The sequence below is a fragment of the Vibrio sp. Isolate33 genome, from assembly GCF_022397895.1.
GTDB lineage: Bacteria > Pseudomonadota > Gammaproteobacteria > Enterobacterales > Vibrionaceae > Vibrio > Vibrio pomeroyi.
Genome location: NZ_JAKEUP010000019.1, coordinates 1 through 17,586, shown reverse-complemented (window position 1 = coordinate 17,586; position 17,586 = coordinate 1). Strand labels below are relative to the sequence as shown.

The window sequence follows — 17,586 nt, the reverse complement described above, 5'->3', positions numbered from 1 at the left end:
TATTATGAAAAAATCGATTATTGCTACGTTGCTGATTACTCTAGGTTGTTCATCTTTCGCATTTGCGGAGCCTAAATTTAGTGCACAAGTGCCAGAGAGCATCATCACGCCAAATAAGGTTGAGTCTAACTATCTAGGTGAACTGAATTATACCGATGGCGCACCGACAGCCGAAACACACACCAAAGTGCAAGATTTCGTTCAGGTATCCAATGCCGTTCGTGTTTTTCTATCCGGTATCCCTGTTGCTTCAATACAAGGATTATTATTGGGACATGAAAGCATCGGTATGAAGCCGAATCAAACCATCGCAATTTCTGAAGATAATCTAGACGCGAATAGCCTTTGGCTAACAGCGAATACGACCACACCGTATATCACATCAGAAATTGATGTAAGAAATGGCCCTGTCATTCTGGATATTCCCACTCCAGTGCTTGGCTTGCTTGACAATGCTGCATTTAAATATGTAGATAGAATTGGCGTGACTCACCCAGACAACGTCGCTAAATCAGGTAAGTACTTCGTTCGCCATTCTTCGTGGAAAGGTGAAGTACCAGAGGGGTACATTGAGATTGTCAGTGAAGGTTATCAGCACTGGTTATTACTGCGCCTTGTAAGCTCTCCAGAAGAGATGCAAGAAAGTATCGAAACACTAAAAGCGACAACAAAACTTTATCCGTATGGAGAAAAGGATAAGACAGAGTTCGTGAATATTTCAGGTGTCGACTACAACACCATCCACGCTATGGACGCGACGTTTTACGATGAGGTAAATGCGCTAATTCAGTACGAACCTACTGCTATTTTTGATGCTGAATGGTTGTCGCTAGCCAAAGATATTGGGATAGAAAAAGGTCAGGAGTTTGCTCCTAATAAACGCATGCAGAAAATACTGTCGGAAGCGGCAAAAATAGCAACGGCTGAAGCGCGCTCTACCTATTTTCATCCTAAGGAAGAAATGTTCCGCTACGATGATCGACAATGGTTTACTCCGTTAGTCTCAGGCCATGAATTTAAAGACGAGAATGGTGTGATTGACTCGGATATGCGAGCCACCTTCCACTTCATGGCGACGGGGATTACCCCTGATATGGTGACAAAAACCGTAGGCAAAGGCTCGGATTACCTATTGGCGACACGTGATGTGAACAAAGAAGTATTGGATGGTAGTCAACATTACACGGTGACATTGCCGCCGAATGCGCCAGTAGAGAAGTTTTGGTCATTTATGATCTACGATAACCAGACGCGTTCTATGTTAGAAACGGATCAAAAGTCTGCGGGTATTGATGGTTTGAGTGACGGTATTCAGAAAAATGCCGATGGTTCTATCACCATCCACTTTGCTCCCAATGCACCCAAAGGAATGGAAAATAACTGGGTTCAAACGACGGACGGTAAGGGCTTTAATATCATTTTCCGTATGTATTCACCGACTGAAAAATGGTTTGATAATTCATGGAAGCCAAGTGACTTTATCAAAGTAAACAAGTGATTCTACCAAAGTAGAACAGAAAGCTAATCAATATGGGGTACCCCTTTAACTGGGGGTATCTTTTCATGTTATGGTTATTTCGTTCTAAACAATGTCATTGTTCAATCTAGCTAGAGGGTTTATGCAAAAAGATATTTCATATCAGTTGAATCGAGTCGACTTAAATCTGCTGGTGGCCTTTGATACGTTGCTTAAGGAACGTAATGTCACCAATGCTGCTAAGGCATTGTTTGTTTCGCAGTCAGCCATGAGTCGGAGCTTAAAACGGTTGAGAGAAACGTTCGATGACCCTCTCTTTATTCGAACATCGACAGGGCTGACACCGACAGCAAAATCCTTAGAGTTAGGCAAAGAACTGCAACACATTCTTCCGCAGTTGAGTGCGTTGTTTCAGCATAATCAATTTGATCCTCGAGAATGCAATGATACCTTTTCGATCTCCTTGCCTACTTTTCTGGGCAGCACCATTCTTCCTAATTTGGTTTTGGGGCTATTTGATGAAGCTCCGGATGTGAATTTGATAGAAATGGCCGCGAAAAGTAATCCTTATGATTTGCTCGATAAAGGGAAGTTAGATTTTGCGATTCATTATTCGAGTTCGCTAGATCAAAAATACCAAGCGACAAAGTTAGGAACCATTTACCCCAAACTGTTTGTTCGGAGAGACCATCCTCTAGTGGGGAGAAACGCTACGTTAGATGAAATCATGCGATACCCAGTGCTCGCGATGAATGTAGAAGAAGACCACAAACAAGCATTTAATACGCCTCTTCAGCAAATATTGTTAGAGCTTGAAAGCGATAAACGTCCAAAACTTAGAAGCACTCAAACTCATGTGCTTATGGAGATTGCGTCTCGTTCTGATGCGGTGATTTTTGGTATGAACGCGCTGAGTTCACTAGCGGATTTCGACCGTAGGTTTGTGGACATTTACGACTTTGTAGACAGTAAACAATATCACGTAGATCTCTATTTATTGCAGCATCAACGTACATTTACATCCGCTTCGCATCAGTGGATAGCGTCTAGATTTTGTGAATTGTTGAATAACATACTCTGAACATAAATTATAAGTAGCTTCTTTGTGTTACTTTAATCAATAAAAAATTATCGAAAAACGATAATTTTTTATTGATCAGCATTTGTTTTGATCTTAGTATCCTCCTGTCAATTCAACAGGAATATAAGTATGTCTAACATCCAAAAACAAAGCCGACGTGTACGTATGCTATTGCAATCCCTTTTTGTACTTACCCCTATTATGGTGTGCTACTTCTGGCTAACAATTGAGACTCCCTACGACTTTATTAGTGCGACGGGCATTTTTTACCTTACCTACGATATAGGGTATTTCACGATGTTGCCGCTGACTATGACAACAAGAATCGTTGCTGCGTTCACAAGCTTAGCGATGTCGAGCATCCTTATGTATGCACTAATGGTTTTGATACGTCTGTTTCGTAACTATGAGCGAGGTGAAATCTTCTCTTTAGAAAACGCAATGTCCTACCAGAAGCTCGGATATAGCTTGTTCTATTGGGTATTAGGTTCAATTATCTATGGTTCATTGATGTCAGTTATTTTGTCGTTCAATAATCCACCAGGTGAACGTATCTTTGAGATTAGTTTTGTTGGTATGGACTTTTTAACACTGATATTAGGTATAATTATTTTGATCATCTCATGGGTGATGAAAGAAGGTTATATTCTGGCTGACGAACATAGCCAAACCATTTAAAGGACTTGTCATGACTATCCGCATTAATTTAGACATTATGATGGCCAAACGAAAAATGCGATTGAAGACACTGGCAAAAGAAGTTGGGATTACCGAAGCCAACTTATCAGTATTAAAAAATGGCAAAGCCAAAGCGGTAAGGCTATCGACACTCGATAAGCTGTGTGAAGTTTTAGAGTGCCAACCAGGTGATATTTTGGAATTTGAACCGAATGATCATCAAGACAGTGTTACTGAAGAATAGCCACTAAGGACATCTTTTTTAACCAGTTAACCGTTTAATCATCTGGTAATGAGTGAGTCTCGATATCGTATCGAGACTCTTTTAAATCTACCTATACAGGCTCTCCCGCCTCGTCTTCTTCTACCACATCGCTTTCTAAACTCGCCTCGGCTAGCCATTTTTGTATTGATGGGCTGTTGAGCACGCGTTGTTGATACTGCTTGGCTTTTTCTGATAGCTGGATGCCATAGGTTTCTACGCGTAGCGCCACAGGTGCAAACATCGCATCGGCAATCGACCATTCACCGAACAACCATCCCTCTGGGTATTGTTCCATTTGTGCAGACCATATTGCGTCGATGCGAGCGATGTCTTTCAATGCACCATCACTCAACGTGAGCTTTCTTTTGGCTCGGCAATTCATTGGTAACTCATTTCTGATGTTGAAAAAACCAGAGTGCATTTCTGCCGAGATTGCACGGGCGAGAGCGCGTTCTGCGACGGAAGTTGGCCATGCCGCACCATTCAAATAGGCATCATTAACGTATTCGAGAATTGCGAGTGAATCCCACACCGCGACGTCGCCATCAACTAGGGTCGGGACTTTGGCTGTAGGTGTCACTTTCGCTAACGTGTCGTAAAAATCTGAGGTGAACAGCTTGAGCTTAATAATGTCTGCGTCGAGGTTGTAATGGTCGAATATGAGCCATGCGCGAAGTGACCAAGTTGAGTAGTTTTGGTTTGCGATATAAAGCTGCATAGGTGCTTCCTTACGTTTGGTGGGTATGCATTTGAGCTTAAGGGATTGTATTACGGCGCACTAACGGATAATTTTGATGCAATACATTAATAAAAACGATGGGTGGTGATTTCAATATGGATATTGATGCGTTGCGAGGCTTTCTTGCGTTTGTGGAGACCAGTAGTTTTACACGTGCTGCAAAGCAGATTAATCGCACCCAATCGGCCTTTAGCGCTCAGATGCGTAAGTTAGAGGAAGAACTTAACGTTACTCTGTTTCAAAAGGAAGGACGCAACCTAGTATTGACTGAGGCGGGCTTGGCATTACGTTCTCATGCGGAGCAGCTAGTCGCACTCCACAATACAGCGTTGAAACAAGTAAAACGTTATGAGGACAAACAGCCACTGAGATTAGGTTGCCCTGAAGACTATAACGACAGCATCTTGCCGAAAGTGATTAAGCTGTTGCAGAACGCTGAACCTACGTGCTCCATTCAAGTCTTTAGCTTGCCGAGCATTACGCTTAGAGAGTGGCTTGATGATGGCAGGCTTGATGCTGCGATCGTGACCCGCGCTCCCGATAGCGAAGAAGGGTATTGGCTAACCAATGATGTGGGCGTTTGGATAAGCAGCCCTGATTTTGTGTTTGATGATTCTAAACCTGTCCCACTCGCCCTGTTCCAGACGGATTGTAAATACCATGCTGCGGCAGTGAATGGTTTAACCAAACAAGACACGCCATATCAGCTTTTGGCGTGCAGTAATACGGCTTCAGCGCAGCGTGCAATTGTCAAAGCTGGGTTGGCAATTGGTGCGATGGGCAAGCTCAGTGTGACTCCAGATTTAAAAGTTCTTCAAGATATGCCGCCGTTGCCCTCTGTCGATATTGTGCTGATCTTAGCGAGCAAGCATCATCCAGTATTGGATAAAGAAGTGCTTAATCAGCTTGTTGAGTTGGACTCTGATTAGGCTTCTTCTTCGATGGCCTGACATGGCGAGCCAAGATACGACTTCGTTCTTGTTTTACCTCGGTCAGTTTGCGCCACGACCATAAACGCACCCGCGCTTCTTTGGCGCTAGTATCGAGATCGACGACTGGGTTGAGGTAAGGTGAATCTGGTTTAAGCTCATGCATCATCACCTCCATGGGAGTCATCTTCCAAGGCTCAAAAAGAAGTGGGGTGGGTATGTCTGAAAGTTCTGGCACCCATTTACGGATGAAGTCTCCATCAGAGTCGTGCTCTTGGGCTTGCTTGGTTGGGTTGTAAATTCGGATGGTGTTGATGCCGGTTACTCCAGCTTGCATTTGAAACTGTGGGTAATGAATGCCGGGTTCAAAATCGAGGAACAGCTGCGCTAAATGAGTGACACCATCACGCCAGTCCATGTTCATATGGTGAGTGAGAAAGCTCACCAACATAGAGCGCATACGAAAATTAATATAACCCGTGTGATGCAAGCAGCGCATACAAGCGTCGACCAATGGCACGCCAGTCATCCCCGCCTTCCATGCCTGTAAACGTGTTGGATCTTTTACCGTCTCATTCTGCAATAACGTCTCGTAGGCGTGATTGATACAGCGATATTCCATCGCGCATTCCGATTCAAACTTCTGCATGAAATGACAGTGCCAATGAAGCCTTGAAGAAAGGGCAATTAGGCTGCGACGAAATCCCGCGACTTGCCAGTGTCCCAACAGGTGTTGATAAACTTCACGCAGCGATATATTGCCCCAAGCCAAATATGGGGATAAACGTGTACAGGCATGTCGCGAGGCTTCTGGGCTTGAGATGCTGCGGTAGTAATCTCGACCACGGCGCTCAAAGAAGTCGTGTAACGTTGCCCATGCCAGTGCACTTCCGCCCGTTTGTATGCCGTTAATTTTGGTTAACCATGCTTGTGGAGGTTCCATAGCGAGTTCAAGCTCTTCAGCATCAAGGGTATGCAGTGACTCTGTAGTTAACTGACTCTCTTCTATGGGAGCACGCATCACACTGTTCCAATGCTTGTCCCAACCGATTCTGTCTTTCGACCCTCTCACGACAGCGCCCTGTGCAAACTCTTGCCACTGGATGTTGTGCTCTTGAAACCAGTCAGATATTTGCTTGTCACGCTCAAAGGTGCAATTTAATCCTATCTCCTGATGAGAGAAGACGTTTCTGATGTGGTAACGAGATTGGATCGCTTCGAAGCAGTCCATAGCACTGCCATGGAGTATTGAAACCTCATGTCCATGCTTTTTTAATGACTGGTTCATGCATTGCAGCGACTGCCAAACAAACCGCCAATGTCGCTCAGAATAGTGTGCATTGTTTAAAAGCATAGGTTCGAGAATGTAGAGCAATACGGTCGGGTTTTTATCTGATAAAGCGTGTTGTAAAGGTGCGTGGTCGGTGAGCCTTAAATCGCGCTTTAGCCACACTATGTTGATTGTTTGCATTTGAGCCCTCATTCGTTTTGATGCATTACGACTCAGAGGGCCAAATGTCTCACTGGAAGTGAATTTTATTTATTGATAACGAAAGGGCTGGCCAAGATCGCCAGTGGCTTTACTGAAGGATCCCCAAGCTTTTCAATTTTCGATAAATCGTATTACGGCTGATGCCAAGTATCCGTGAAGTCTTGCTGATGTTGCCTTGGTTGGCTTGATAGGTTTGCAGCAAGGTTTCTTCAACGGTACTTCTTAAATCAGCATTTGGCTTACCTTCGATGATACGAGAAGCAGTAATCTGATGATGACTATCTTGAGCTAAAGAGGTGAGGTGTTGAGCAAGATGGCTCGGTACATGTTCTAGCGTGAGTTGTGGTTCATCACTTGCCAATAGAGCAGCAACCTTAAGTAAATTATCTAATTCACGGATGTTGCCCGGCCAAGAGTAGGCGCACAGCAAACTCATCAAATGTGGGCAGATTGTCTGCTCATCTTCAGCGTATTTACGGTGAATGTGTTCGATTAAGGCATGCTTATCTTGTCGGTGTTGCAGGCTTGGCAAGGTAAAGGCCAAACCGTTCAGACGATAGTATAAATCTTGTCTGAACTCGCCAGTTGCGACTAGCTGCTCTAAGTTTTTATGTGTGGCAGCGATGATCTGACAATCGACTTGGTAGCTTTGGTTCGACCCCACAGGCACCACGGATTTGTCTTGCAGAACGTGCAGCAGTCGACACTGAGCTTCCAATGGCATGTCGGCAATCTCATCTAGAAACAGAATTCCCTTATCCGCTTGGCGGATCTTACCTTGGAAACCTTTGTGGCTTGCGCCCGTAAAAGCCCCCGGCGCATAACCGAATAGTTCAGATTCAATAAGGTCTTTAGGCAGCGCACCGCAATTCACTGCCACTAAAGGAGATGATTTACGTTGGCTCTGCTTGTGTAACGCCTTAACAAACTCGCCTTTTCCAACGCCCGTTTCTCCTAAGATCAACAAGCTGATCCCTTTGTCTATTACCTTGTTGGCTTGCTGCCAAGCGTGTTCAATTTGTTGTTCACCGTGATGTAAATCGCACGATGCTGAGAGTGAACGCGTACGTTTGGTAGTCGTTCGCTTGAGGTGCTGTTTTTCAAATACAAAGGGTGTATCTAATGAGGTTCGGTTGAACAGAGTGTCGATGCACTCGCCGACGATCGAGGTTTGATCCAGCAGTTGAGAGGCGACCTGATTGTGCGCTACTACTTCACCAGCTTCATTGGCTATCACAATCCCTTGCCAACCACTATGCAATAACGACTTCTCACACGCGAGATCAATGCGAGTGGTGCCTTGTGGGATATGGCTCAATAACTGATTTTCAATAAGCTGAACCATGTTTTGAACGAGTAGCTGCACTGAACTGTCGTGTTGTTGTTGCTCGCTAGTGATGTCCAATACGCCAACCATTTGCCCTTGATGGTCAAACACCGGGCTTGCTGAACAACTGATAAACCGATGCTGGTGGATAAAGTGTTGCTCACCAATGATGGTCACGGGTTTGGCTTCCACAATCGCTGTGCCAATGGCGTTGGTGCCCTTGAGTTGTTCCTGCCAACACGCTCCAGAACTGATCGCAATCGAAGTCAGCTTTTCCTTAAACCGCTCTTGTCCCCAACTAGCTAGAATCACCCCTTCAATATCGGTCAAGATTAAACGACTGTCGGTGCGTGCAAACATTTGGTTAAACAGAGGCAGCGCATTGCGTTCGACGATTTGAATCAAGCTCGATGATTGATGACGTCGCTGCTTAAGAATCGACTGTGGCAGGCGAATATCTTCGGGAAGACGTCTCTGTTTAAGCCCCGCTTCTGTGCTGCGGTGCCAAGAGGACGAAAGCCAATCCTTGTTGAAGGTGCATGACTGTTCCATGTCGTAACAGTGAGAGTGTACCAAATTGGAACAGTTGAACACTGGAGTGCTTTCCATACGGCCGTTCAATGCCAACTCACTTTGGGTTGTAAATGTTTGGTAATCATAGTTTTACAATTTATTAACAACAAGTTTTGAGGTTGTGGCGTGTGATTTGCGTTGTTCTTGTTGTGAAGAAAACACGAAGTATCAGTGTTTTAAACAGAAAGCATAAACATGGGCGTCTTGTCATGAGTTCTTTTCTCAAGAGAAGTCGCCATAAAAATAAGACAGCTCTCGCTCAATAACGAACAACAAATCAAAGAAGGATCTAACTATGATTTACGCACAGCCGGGTAGTGACAACGCAGTAGTGAACTTTAAAGCCCAATACGACAATTTTATTGGTGGAGAGTGGGTGAAGCCTGTCAGCGGCGAGTATTTTGATAATACGTCTCCCGTGAATGGTCAGGTGTATTGCCAAGTCGCGCGCTCAACCGAGGCGGACATTAGCTTAGCGCTCGATGCGGCGCATGCCGCTCGTGCGAGTTGGGCTGCGACCAGTGTGACAGAACGCTCGAACATCCTACTTAAAATTGCTGATCGTATTGAAGCTAATCTAGAAGAAATCGCAGTCGCTGAAACATGGGAAAACGGCAAGCCTGTGCGTGAAACGTTAGCGGCAGACATTCCGTTGGTTGTCGATCACTTCCGTTACTTTGCGGGGTGTATTCGAGCGCAAGAAGGCAGCGCTGCAGAGTTAGATTCAAACACGGCAAGCTACCACTTCCCTGAACCAATTGGTGTGGTAGGGCAGATCATTCCTTGGAACTTCCCGATTTTAATGGCGGCTTGGAAATTGGCACCTGCGCTAGCTGCGGGCTGTTGTGTAGTGATGAAACCTGCCGAGCAAACACCAACGTCAATTTTGGTGATGATGGAGAAGATCGCTGATCTTCTGCCTGCAGGTGTGGTCAACATCGTGAATGGTTTTGGTAGTGAAGCGGGTCAAGCGTTAGCAACCAGTGATCGTTTGGCTAAGTTGGCGTTTACTGGCTCAACAGAGGTTGGACATCATATTTTAAAATGTGCGGCTGAAAGCTTGATTCCATCAACCGTTGAATTGGGCGGTAAGTCTCCAAACATTTACTTCCCAGACATTTTTGATCATGAAGATGAGTACCTAGACAAGTGCGTCGAAGGTATGTTGCTCGCGTTCTTCAACCAAGGTGAAGTGTGTACCTGTCCATCGCGTGTGTTGATCCACGAATCGGTTTACGACAAGTTCATCACCAAAGTCATCGAGCGTGCACAAACCATCAAGCAAGGTAACCCGTTAGATACTGACACTCAGGTTGGCGCACAAGCATCTCAAGAGCAGTTTGATAAGATTCTGAGCTACCTAGAGATTGGCCGCCAAGAAGGCGCAAAAGTGCTAACTGGTGGGGAAATCGCTCAACAACCGGATGATCTCGGTAATGGTTATTACATTCAACCGACCATGCTCGAAGGCAATAACAAGATGCGTGTTTTCCAAGAAGAGATCTTTGGCCCTGTTATAGCGGTAACGACATTTAAAGATGAAGCGGAAGCGTTGGAGATTGCCAACGATACCGAATATGGCTTGGGTGCTGGCGTTTGGACGCGTGATGCAAATCTAGCGTATCGCATGGGTCGTAATATTGAAGCGGGGCGTATTTGGGTGAACTGTTACCACGCTTACCCAGCACACGCGGCGTTTGGTGGTTACAAGAAATCAGGCATCGGTCGTGAAACACACAAGATGATGCTTGATCACTACCAAAACACGAAGAACCTGCTGATCAGCTACGATACGAATCCGTTAGGTTTTTTCTAAACTAGGCTTCTCTAAAATAGACATGTTCTAAAGATAGCTTTCTGAATTAGAGAAAATTAACAACGCAGTCGGCTTAAGAAAAACAACAAGTAAAAGCAAAACGCCCAATTCATGTGAGTTGGGCGTTTTTATGTTTGAGGGTTCTAGCTTTTCGAAAAGAAGATCTCTGGCTTGTGGGTTGGGCCGTAGTTACCTTCTAGTTGGGTTAGCTCTAATCCTTGTTTGCCAATCAAAGAACCCACCATCTGGCGGTTGAACGGGTAGTTTTCAGCATTGTTGATGAACTCTTTTACATCGACCCATTTTGCTTCTGCAATTTCATCGGTATCTTGAATTGCGATCTCTTGAGTTTGAGCGGTAAGGTGACATACAAAGTAGAGGTTCGATTTACCGAACTGATATGGGTGCCTTGTCGCCATGCCAACCACAGACACGAATGTTGCCTCTATGCCTGTCTCTTCTAATGTTTCTCGAACTACAGACTCTTCGATACCCTCGCCAAGCTCAATGTGGCCGCCAGGTAATTTGTAGCCTGTCATACCATGCTCTTTGATCATCAGCACTTGGTTGTGTTCATTGGTAATCAACGCGCCAGCACCCAATGTGTGGGTCGGGATGAAAGGCACAAACTCGACGATTTCGGATTTGTGGATCAGCGTCATCTCGTCTTCTAGACAGTTGTGGAAGACAAAGCCAAGTTCGGTCGCTACCGGAATGAGGTGTGAGAGCGAAATCGGCAAGCTAATCCAAATAATGCCTTTGTTATTCTGCTTTGAAAATTCGGTGATCTCGCTTAGTTCGGCGTTGAATGAATCAGCATCTTGGGGCGCGGTTACTGGGTCAATGATGATGCCGTTAAATTTGTCGAGCGTAAATTCCACGGGTGATCCTTTATTGTTTTTGATTTATGGGGAGTCGAGCATAGGTGGAGCTTATAACATCTACAGAGCTTATGACACCTACATGGCTTGTGAGATCTTCTTTGCTTGTAAAGCGGGGGGAATAGAAACAAAAACTGCGCTTGGAAACCAAAGCGCAGTTTTAAAGTAGGGTCTATTGGGATTCGACTCTAACGAATATAGTTTGCATTAATACTCACGTACCAGTGCTGAAGCTTGCCGTCCGATTTTTTGATCCACAAATCGTTAGTGTAGCTCTCGATCTTGCCGTTAACCGTTAGGTTGAATGTGTTCTCATCGAACTCACCAAGTTTTACGAACTGGTCTGTCGTAATCAGAAACGGATCCATGTCATCCACGCCAACCACATCTGAAATCACATAGTAGTGATAAGTGAGCGGCTTGCTCGCATCATTTGGGTTGCTGCGATACGCCACAAGCTTGAACGGTTCTGTTAATGGAACATCAAGCGTTTGCTTGTCCATGGTGGCTGGAATCGGGATAAACAGCCAAGCGGTAAACAGACCGCTCAGTAAAACCATCAGGAAGAAAAGAGTCTTAATTGCTTTCATAGCAACCTTCAAAATAGGTGATGTTGAAGGTGCCATGGTAACAGGTTTGATTTGTCGATTGTAAGAGTATGAATAAGTGAAGTCGGCACCACTCTGTTAGGAAGTTTGAACAAGTTGACGCACTGTTCATAATTTACGTTTCAGACGCTTTCTATCAAAAAGCGTCTGGATATATTAGTGAGCGTGGCCTTGTGATAGGTTGATCAACATGACGCCTGCGGCAACAAGCCCCATGCCAATCCAAACTTTTGTGTCCAGATGTTGGCTGTAAACGAAGGTCGATATTAAGCTCACTGTCAAAATAGCTAATCCTGCCCATAGAGAGTGCACCACACCAACTGGCATACCCTTCATCGCTTGGCTCAAAAATAGAAACGCTGCCAAATGCCCTGAGATAACCAGTAAAGCTGGTACTGGCTTAGACAAACTAAACCCGTCAGTGGCTTTAAGTGCAACGTGAGAAAGTGCTTCAGCCATTACGCCCATCATCAAGAAAAACCAGCTCATATGCGTACCTTTGTCGTTATGTTATTTGTGTTGATATAGGGAGGAGTTTAAAAGTGCTAATCGTTGTTTAAGGTTGCTGAAGCTAAACAGCAGGCATAAAAAAGCCCACACCTCACGCTTTTGCAAGGTGTGGGCTAAATAGGTGTCTCTACTTGTTTAGGTAAGCAGCGTGGAACTCAATGTGCTCATCAATGAAGCTAGAGATGAAGTAGTAGCTATGGTCGTAACCTGGCTGCATACGTAGCTCTAAATCGGCATTGGTTGTCTTCGCTGCTTCGACCAATTGCTCAGGTTTAAGCTGCTCAATTAGGAAGTTGTCTGCTTCGCCTTGGTCTACCAACATTGGCAGTTTAGTGCCTTTCGTTTTTAGAAGCTCAGAGGCGTCGTACTGTTTCCATTCTTCAATATCTAAGCCTAGATATTGGTTGAAGGCTTTTTGTCCCCAAGGGCATTGCATTGGGTTACTAATAGGGCTGAATGCTGAGATAGAACGGTAGCTATCTTCATTTTTGATGCCAATCGTTAGGGCTCCGTGTCCGCCCATACTGTGACCAGAAATTGATTTTACAGATGTCACAGGGAAGAAAGATTCAATCAGCGCTGGAAGCTCTGTTACCACGTAATCGTACATGTGGTAATGGCTGTCCCATGGTGCTTGAGTGGCATTCACGTAGAAGCCTGCGCCTTGGCCTAAATCGTAGTTTTCATCGTCGGCAACGCCTTCGCCACGTGGGCTAGTGTCTGGGGCAACAATGGCAATGCCTTGCTCAGCCGCGGCTTTGAATGCGCCGGCTTTTTGCATGAAGTTTTCATCGGTACAGGTTAAGCCTGATAACCAATACAAAACAGGAACTGGGTTTTCTTTGCTTGCGTTAGGTGGCAAGAAAATCGCAAAACGCATATTGCAGTCAAGCGTTGCAGAAAAGTGGGTGTATTGTTTGTGCCAACCTCCAGCAACCTTTGCTTGGCTAATGTTTTCGATTGTCATCTATAGTGCTCCGTTAGGTTGATGGTTTGGGAGTAAGTTTGTCTATGTCACTTAAAGTTTCACCACCCACCGGGCAGGAGGTGGTGAAGACAGTTTCGCTCTGATGTTTAAGTCAGAACTGTGGCCTCGACACCTAAGTATCGAGACCAAGGAGAATTATCTATCCATGTGTAGAACAGTACGGATAGATTCACCTTTGTGCATTAGGTCGAATGCGTCGTTTACTTCATCAAGGCTCATTGTGTGAGTAATGAACTCTTGAAGACCAAACTCACCCGCCATGTAACGGTTTACGATTTCTGGAAGCTCAGAGCGGCCTTTAACACCACCGAAAGCAGAACCACGCCATACACGACCAGTCACTAGTTGGAATGGACGAGTTGCGATCTCTTGACCTGCACCTGCAACACCGATGATTACTGATTCGCCCCAACCTTTGTGACAGCACTCAAGAGCTTGACGCATCACGTTTACGTTACCGATACACTCGAAAGAGTACTCAACACCACCGTCTGTCATCTCAACGATAACGTCTTGGATTGGCTTGTCGAAGTTCATTGGGTTGATGCAGTCTGTCGCGCCAAGCTGTTTAGCTAGCTCGAATTTGCTCTCGTTGATATCAACACCGATGATGCGGTCAGCACCAGCCATGCGAGCACCAATGATTGCAGAAAGACCGATACCGCCTAGGCCGAATACAGCAACGTTGTCGCCTTTTTCAACTTTAGCTGTGTTCAGTACAGCGCCCATACCTGTAGTTACACCACAACCTAGAAGACAAACTTCTTCAAGCGGTGCTTCTTTGCTTACTTTCGCTAGTGAGATTTCTGGAAGTACTGTGTACTCAGAGAAAGTAGAACAACCCATGTAGTGGAAGATTGTCTCACCATTGATAGAGAAGCGGCTTGTACCGTCTGGCATTAGGCCTTTACCTTGCGTTTCACGAACCGCTTGGCATAGGTTAGTTTTACCAGATTTACAGAATTTACATTCGCCACATTCTGCTGTGTAAAGTGGGATAACGTGGTCGCCAACTTCAACACTGGTAACGCCTTCGCCGATCATCTCAACGATACCGCCACCTTCGTGACCAAGAATAGAAGGGAAGATACCTTCTGGATCGTCACCTGATAGTGTGAATGCGTCAGTGTGACAAACACCGGTCGCTACGATACGAACAAGAACTTCACCTGCTTTTGGCAGTTCAACGTCAACAGTTTCACGTTTTAGAGGCTCACCCGCTTTCCAAGCGACCATTGCTTTAGATTGGATATGAGTTTGACCAGGTTTGATTTCGATAGTCATTGGATGCTTCCTATTTATGTCATTACAGCGGACTTTTTGATTCTCAATATGCTCAACGTATTAAGCGTAGTTGAGCAAGTTTGTTTCCGCTCTCTCGTTTTGTTGGAGCTAGTATAGATACGACTCTTGGTTTTGATAATCCCCCGAAATGGAAAATGATTATTACATATATGTAATAGTTGGCTTTGAAAGTCTGCACGGCTTAGTAGTCGTAAACCTTGGCACTAATAAGCCACTTTTAGGAAAGGGGTGTCACTCTTGAACCGCTTGGATGCATTGCTATCATTGATGTTCGATCTATCGATGTGTGATGGTTTGTATACTTATATCTGATTTGTATGATTAAATCATTGATGGTTGTGATGTTGTCTAACTAATTGAATTTTAAGGATTGAAGCAAGGTCGCATAAGTACTCTGCATGCGACGTTTTGTAAGATATCAGAAACAATAATGTCATTTTTCTCACCTAATCTCCTCGCCAAATTTTGAGTTCTAACTTTTTGGGAAGAGAAAATGAAAAAGAGTACATTGACCGTACTGTCAGGCTTGATAGCAGCCACGCTGGTTGGTTGTAATTCAAGTTCACCAAGTGACGACAACGGCAATCTAGAGAGCGCAGTACAAGTTGCGTTCATGCCAGATATCCATTTCCATGACGTTTACGGTACATTTGAAGATGGTTCGTTCGCAGGGCTCTACAACTCGGATAGTGGCAAGTACGCGACAATCCGAACGATGGAGTCTCAAATGAACTCCACCCGTCTATTCAATGAAAACTACTTTGCGATGATCGCAGCATTGGATGATGTGGTTGATCGGGGAGTTAAATACGTTGCCTTGCCCGGTGACTTCAGTGACGACGGTCAGCCGATTCATATGCGTGGCTTAGTTAGCATTTTTGATCACTATCGTGATACGTACGGCCTTGAGTTTTTTGCAGCGCCGGGTAACCACGATCCAGTGCGTCCATTTACAATCCCAGCAGGTAAATCTGATTACTTAGGAGAAGGTGGCAAGAACCAACGTATCTACAGCCGTGGTAAGGAAGAGTGTGTTGGTTATGATGATGAGTGGACGACTATTCCCGGTGAAGGCGACAACCTAGCTACCATATGTACTGAAGAAGTACGAGAGTGGGGCTATGAAGAGATCATGAGTATCCTAGGTACTCACGGCTTCTACCCCCAACAAGATTACTTCTACTTTGAAACGCCTTACAGCAGCGACCAAGCTCGTACTAATTACAGCTATGACTTAGCTAAAGAAGAAGCGGCCTTTGACAAGCGCATGTACGAGATCTGTTACGAAGGCACAGGCGGTAGCTACAAAGAAAGTGGTTACTCAAGCTGTTCTGAAGTGCCTGATACCAGTTATTTAGTCGAGCCTGTAAAAGGGTTGTGGTTGTTGGCGATTGACGCGAACGTCTATCGTCCTAAAGAAAACTCGTCTGATAACTCTGTCGATGGTGATACATTTGATGGCTCAAGCAACGCTGGTTATAACATGATGCTGACTCACAAAGAACATGTGATCGATTGGATCTCTGATGTGGTAAAAGCAGCGAAAGAGCAGAACAAGACGCTTGTTTCCTTCTCACATTTCCCAATGACTGATTTCTATAACGGTGCCTCTGAAGAGATTGAAGACTTGTTTGGCGAAGGAAGCCACCAATTGGCTCGTGAACCGGATGACAATACCAGCCGTGCATTAGCTGCTACTGGCCTAAATATCCACGTCGGCGGTCACATGCACTTTAACGATACGGGTAAGAAGAGCTTCAATATCGATGGCGTACAGCACACACTCTTTAATATTCAAGCACCATCGCTAGCGGGTTACATTCCGGCGTACAAGCTGCTGAACATTCGCCCTGATAACCAAATCGAAGTTGAAACAGTCGTTATCGATCAAGTTGAACGTTACAACGAGCTATTCAGTCACTATGAAGAAGAGCATGAGTACCTTACTCAAGCTGCGAATGGCGATCCTGATGCAGAAGCTAAGATTTGGAACAAAGAAATTCTAGATTCAGAGAGCTACTACGAACTCACCGACTGGCACATCCGTGAACTAACCCGTCTGCGTTTTCTTCCGGGTGACTGGCCGCTAGAGATGCGCGCTATGATCATGGAAATGAATGGTCAAGAGATGATGATCATGTCTCAGCTAGAAACTAATTTCACGGTCTGTCAGCTAGCTAACGAACTCGGCTATGACGTAGGTACTTGTGTTGAAAATGGTGTGGATGATTACGAACAGTTTCAACGCGATTGGGAGACGGCTAAGGTTGTTGCTGAAAAGTTGGCTTCTTTAGAAGGACTAGAATTAGCCGATTTTGCTGAGTGGAGCGGTGAGCTATTAGCGACAGATTTCTACCGACTACGTAATGCAGACGAACTGGCATTCCGTGATATCGGTGAAACACAGCTTCGCCAATACGAACTGCTAAGCCGTGAGCTTGCCGAGTTTGACGGCACTGTGGATTCAGAACTGGGCGACCTTGGCCAATATACAGTAGGCGAGGTATTCCGCTCTCGTTTCGGTAGCTTGTTCGTGATTCTTGAAAAATTCGCAACAGGTCAAGCGAGTGACCACTTCTTGATTGATATCGACCAACAAACCCTGACCGATCTGAAAGGTGAAGTTAAGCGCGATATTTTAAGAGACTCTACATCAGCAAACTAAGCGTTATGGCTTTGTTTTTAAAAGACTAAACACCTTAGTGTCTCGATTGAAGAAGAGCCTGTTAGCCATGAGTTAGCGGGCTCTTTTATTTTGTATGTACCGTCCTAACTATGGTTKACACATTTCCAACATGAAATTGGAGAGTGTCATGAAAACAACAAGTAGACGTACTCAACGAGATTATTCTCTTGCCTTTAAATTGTCAGTCGTAACCCAAGTTGAAAAAGGCGAAATGACTTATAAGCTTATAAG

Annotated in this window: 15 protein-coding genes; 7 read left to right on the top strand and 8 right to left on the bottom strand. The window is 44.9% G+C overall.

The window, feature by feature from the left end:
* The first annotated feature begins 4 nt into the window (after positions 1 to 4).
* From L1D37_RS20115 to L1D37_RS20100, 4 genes are all read left to right on the top strand, one after another.
* On the top strand, positions 5 to 1,498 hold the full coding sequence (locus L1D37_RS20115; protein WP_239848942.1) for a DUF1254 domain-containing protein: 1,494 nt from the start codon (positions 5 to 7) through the stop codon (positions 1,496 to 1,498).
* A 121-nt stretch (positions 1,499 to 1,619) separates the two neighbouring features.
* Positions 1,620 to 2,558 carry a LysR family transcriptional regulator gene (locus L1D37_RS20110; protein ID WP_239848941.1) on the top strand — a complete coding sequence of 313 codons (939 nt, stop codon included), beginning with the start codon at positions 1,620 to 1,622 and terminating at the stop codon, positions 2,556 to 2,558.
* A 129-nt stretch (positions 2,559 to 2,687) separates the two neighbouring features.
* Positions 2,688 to 3,236, top strand: coding sequence for a DUF2975 domain-containing protein (locus L1D37_RS20105; RefSeq protein WP_123961465.1), 549 nt, complete (start codon positions 2,688 to 2,690; stop codon positions 3,234 to 3,236).
* A 10-nt stretch (positions 3,237 to 3,246) separates the two neighbouring features.
* Positions 3,247 to 3,480: a helix-turn-helix transcriptional regulator gene (locus L1D37_RS20100; protein ID WP_017105014.1), complete on the top strand. Its 234-nt coding sequence runs from the start codon at positions 3,247 to 3,249 to the stop codon at positions 3,478 to 3,480.
* Between the two features lie 91 nt (positions 3,481 to 3,571).
* On the opposite strand, the gene L1D37_RS20095 is transcribed toward L1D37_RS20100, so the two are convergent.
* Positions 3,572 to 4,219 carry a glutathione S-transferase family protein gene (locus tag L1D37_RS20095; RefSeq protein WP_239848940.1) on the bottom strand — a complete coding sequence of 216 codons (648 nt, stop codon included), beginning with the start codon at positions 4,217 to 4,219 and terminating at the stop codon, positions 3,572 to 3,574.
* 98 nt (positions 4,220 to 4,317) lie between these two features.
* On the opposite strand from L1D37_RS20095, the gene L1D37_RS20090 reads away from it, so the two are divergent.
* On the top strand, positions 4,318 to 5,169 hold the full coding sequence (locus L1D37_RS20090; RefSeq protein ID WP_239848939.1) for a LysR family transcriptional regulator: 852 nt from the start codon (positions 4,318 to 4,320) through the stop codon (positions 5,167 to 5,169).
* Here the strand turns inward: L1D37_RS20090 and L1D37_RS20085 are convergent.
* On the bottom strand, positions 5,138 to 6,640 hold the full coding sequence (locus tag L1D37_RS20085) for a deoxyribodipyrimidine photo-lyase (RefSeq protein ID WP_239848938.1): 1,503 nt from the start codon (positions 6,638 to 6,640) through the stop codon (positions 5,138 to 5,140). The two genes, L1D37_RS20090 and L1D37_RS20085, sit on opposite strands and share 32 nt — an antisense overlap.
* A 109-nt stretch (positions 6,641 to 6,749) precedes the next feature.
* Positions 6,750 to 8,540, bottom strand: coding sequence for a sigma-54-dependent Fis family transcriptional regulator (locus tag L1D37_RS20080; RefSeq protein ID WP_239848991.1), 1,791 nt, complete (start codon positions 8,538 to 8,540; stop codon positions 6,750 to 6,752).
* Positions 8,541 to 8,856: 316 nt separating this feature from the next.
* Here L1D37_RS20080 and L1D37_RS20075 point away from each other — a divergent pair, with 316 nt between their 5' ends.
* Complete coding sequence (locus L1D37_RS20075; RefSeq protein ID WP_239848937.1) at positions 8,857 to 10,377, top strand: aldehyde dehydrogenase family protein; 1,521 nt, start codon at positions 8,857 to 8,859, stop codon at positions 10,375 to 10,377.
* 143 nt (positions 10,378 to 10,520) lie between these two features.
* Here L1D37_RS20075 and L1D37_RS20070 read toward each other — a convergent pair whose 3' ends face one another.
* The 5 genes from L1D37_RS20070 to L1D37_RS20050 all read right to left on the bottom strand — a co-directional run bounded on the left by L1D37_RS20070 (position 10,521) and on the right by L1D37_RS20050 (position 14,648).
* Positions 10,521 to 11,258: an NUDIX domain-containing protein gene (locus L1D37_RS20070; protein ID WP_239848936.1), complete on the bottom strand. Its 738-nt coding sequence runs from the start codon at positions 11,256 to 11,258 to the stop codon at positions 10,521 to 10,523.
* A 188-nt stretch (positions 11,259 to 11,446) separates the two neighbouring features.
* Positions 11,447 to 11,848: a hypothetical protein gene (locus tag L1D37_RS20065; RefSeq protein WP_048611754.1), complete on the bottom strand. Its 402-nt coding sequence runs from the start codon at positions 11,846 to 11,848 to the stop codon at positions 11,447 to 11,449.
* A 174-nt stretch (positions 11,849 to 12,022) separates the two neighbouring features.
* Positions 12,023 to 12,355: a multidrug efflux SMR transporter gene (locus tag L1D37_RS20060; protein WP_008218062.1), complete on the bottom strand. Its 333-nt coding sequence runs from the start codon at positions 12,353 to 12,355 to the stop codon at positions 12,023 to 12,025.
* 148 nt (positions 12,356 to 12,503) lie between these two features.
* Positions 12,504 to 13,343 (bottom strand): S-formylglutathione hydrolase, encoded by an 840-nt coding sequence (gene fghA / locus L1D37_RS20055; RefSeq protein WP_132941943.1) that lies wholly within the window; start codon positions 13,341 to 13,343, stop codon positions 12,504 to 12,506.
* Positions 13,344 to 13,499: 156 nt separating this feature from the next.
* Positions 13,500 to 14,648: an S-(hydroxymethyl)glutathione dehydrogenase/class III alcohol dehydrogenase gene (locus L1D37_RS20050; RefSeq protein ID WP_132941942.1), complete on the bottom strand. Its 1,149-nt coding sequence runs from the start codon at positions 14,646 to 14,648 to the stop codon at positions 13,500 to 13,502.
* 514 nt (positions 14,649 to 15,162) lie between these two features.
* Here L1D37_RS20050 and L1D37_RS20045 point away from each other — a divergent pair.
* Positions 15,163 to 17,334, top strand: a complete 2,172-nt coding sequence (locus L1D37_RS20045; RefSeq protein ID WP_239848935.1) for a metallophosphoesterase — start codon at positions 15,163 to 15,165, stop codon at positions 17,332 to 17,334.
* The last annotated feature ends 252 nt before the right edge of the window (positions 17,335 to 17,586 follow it).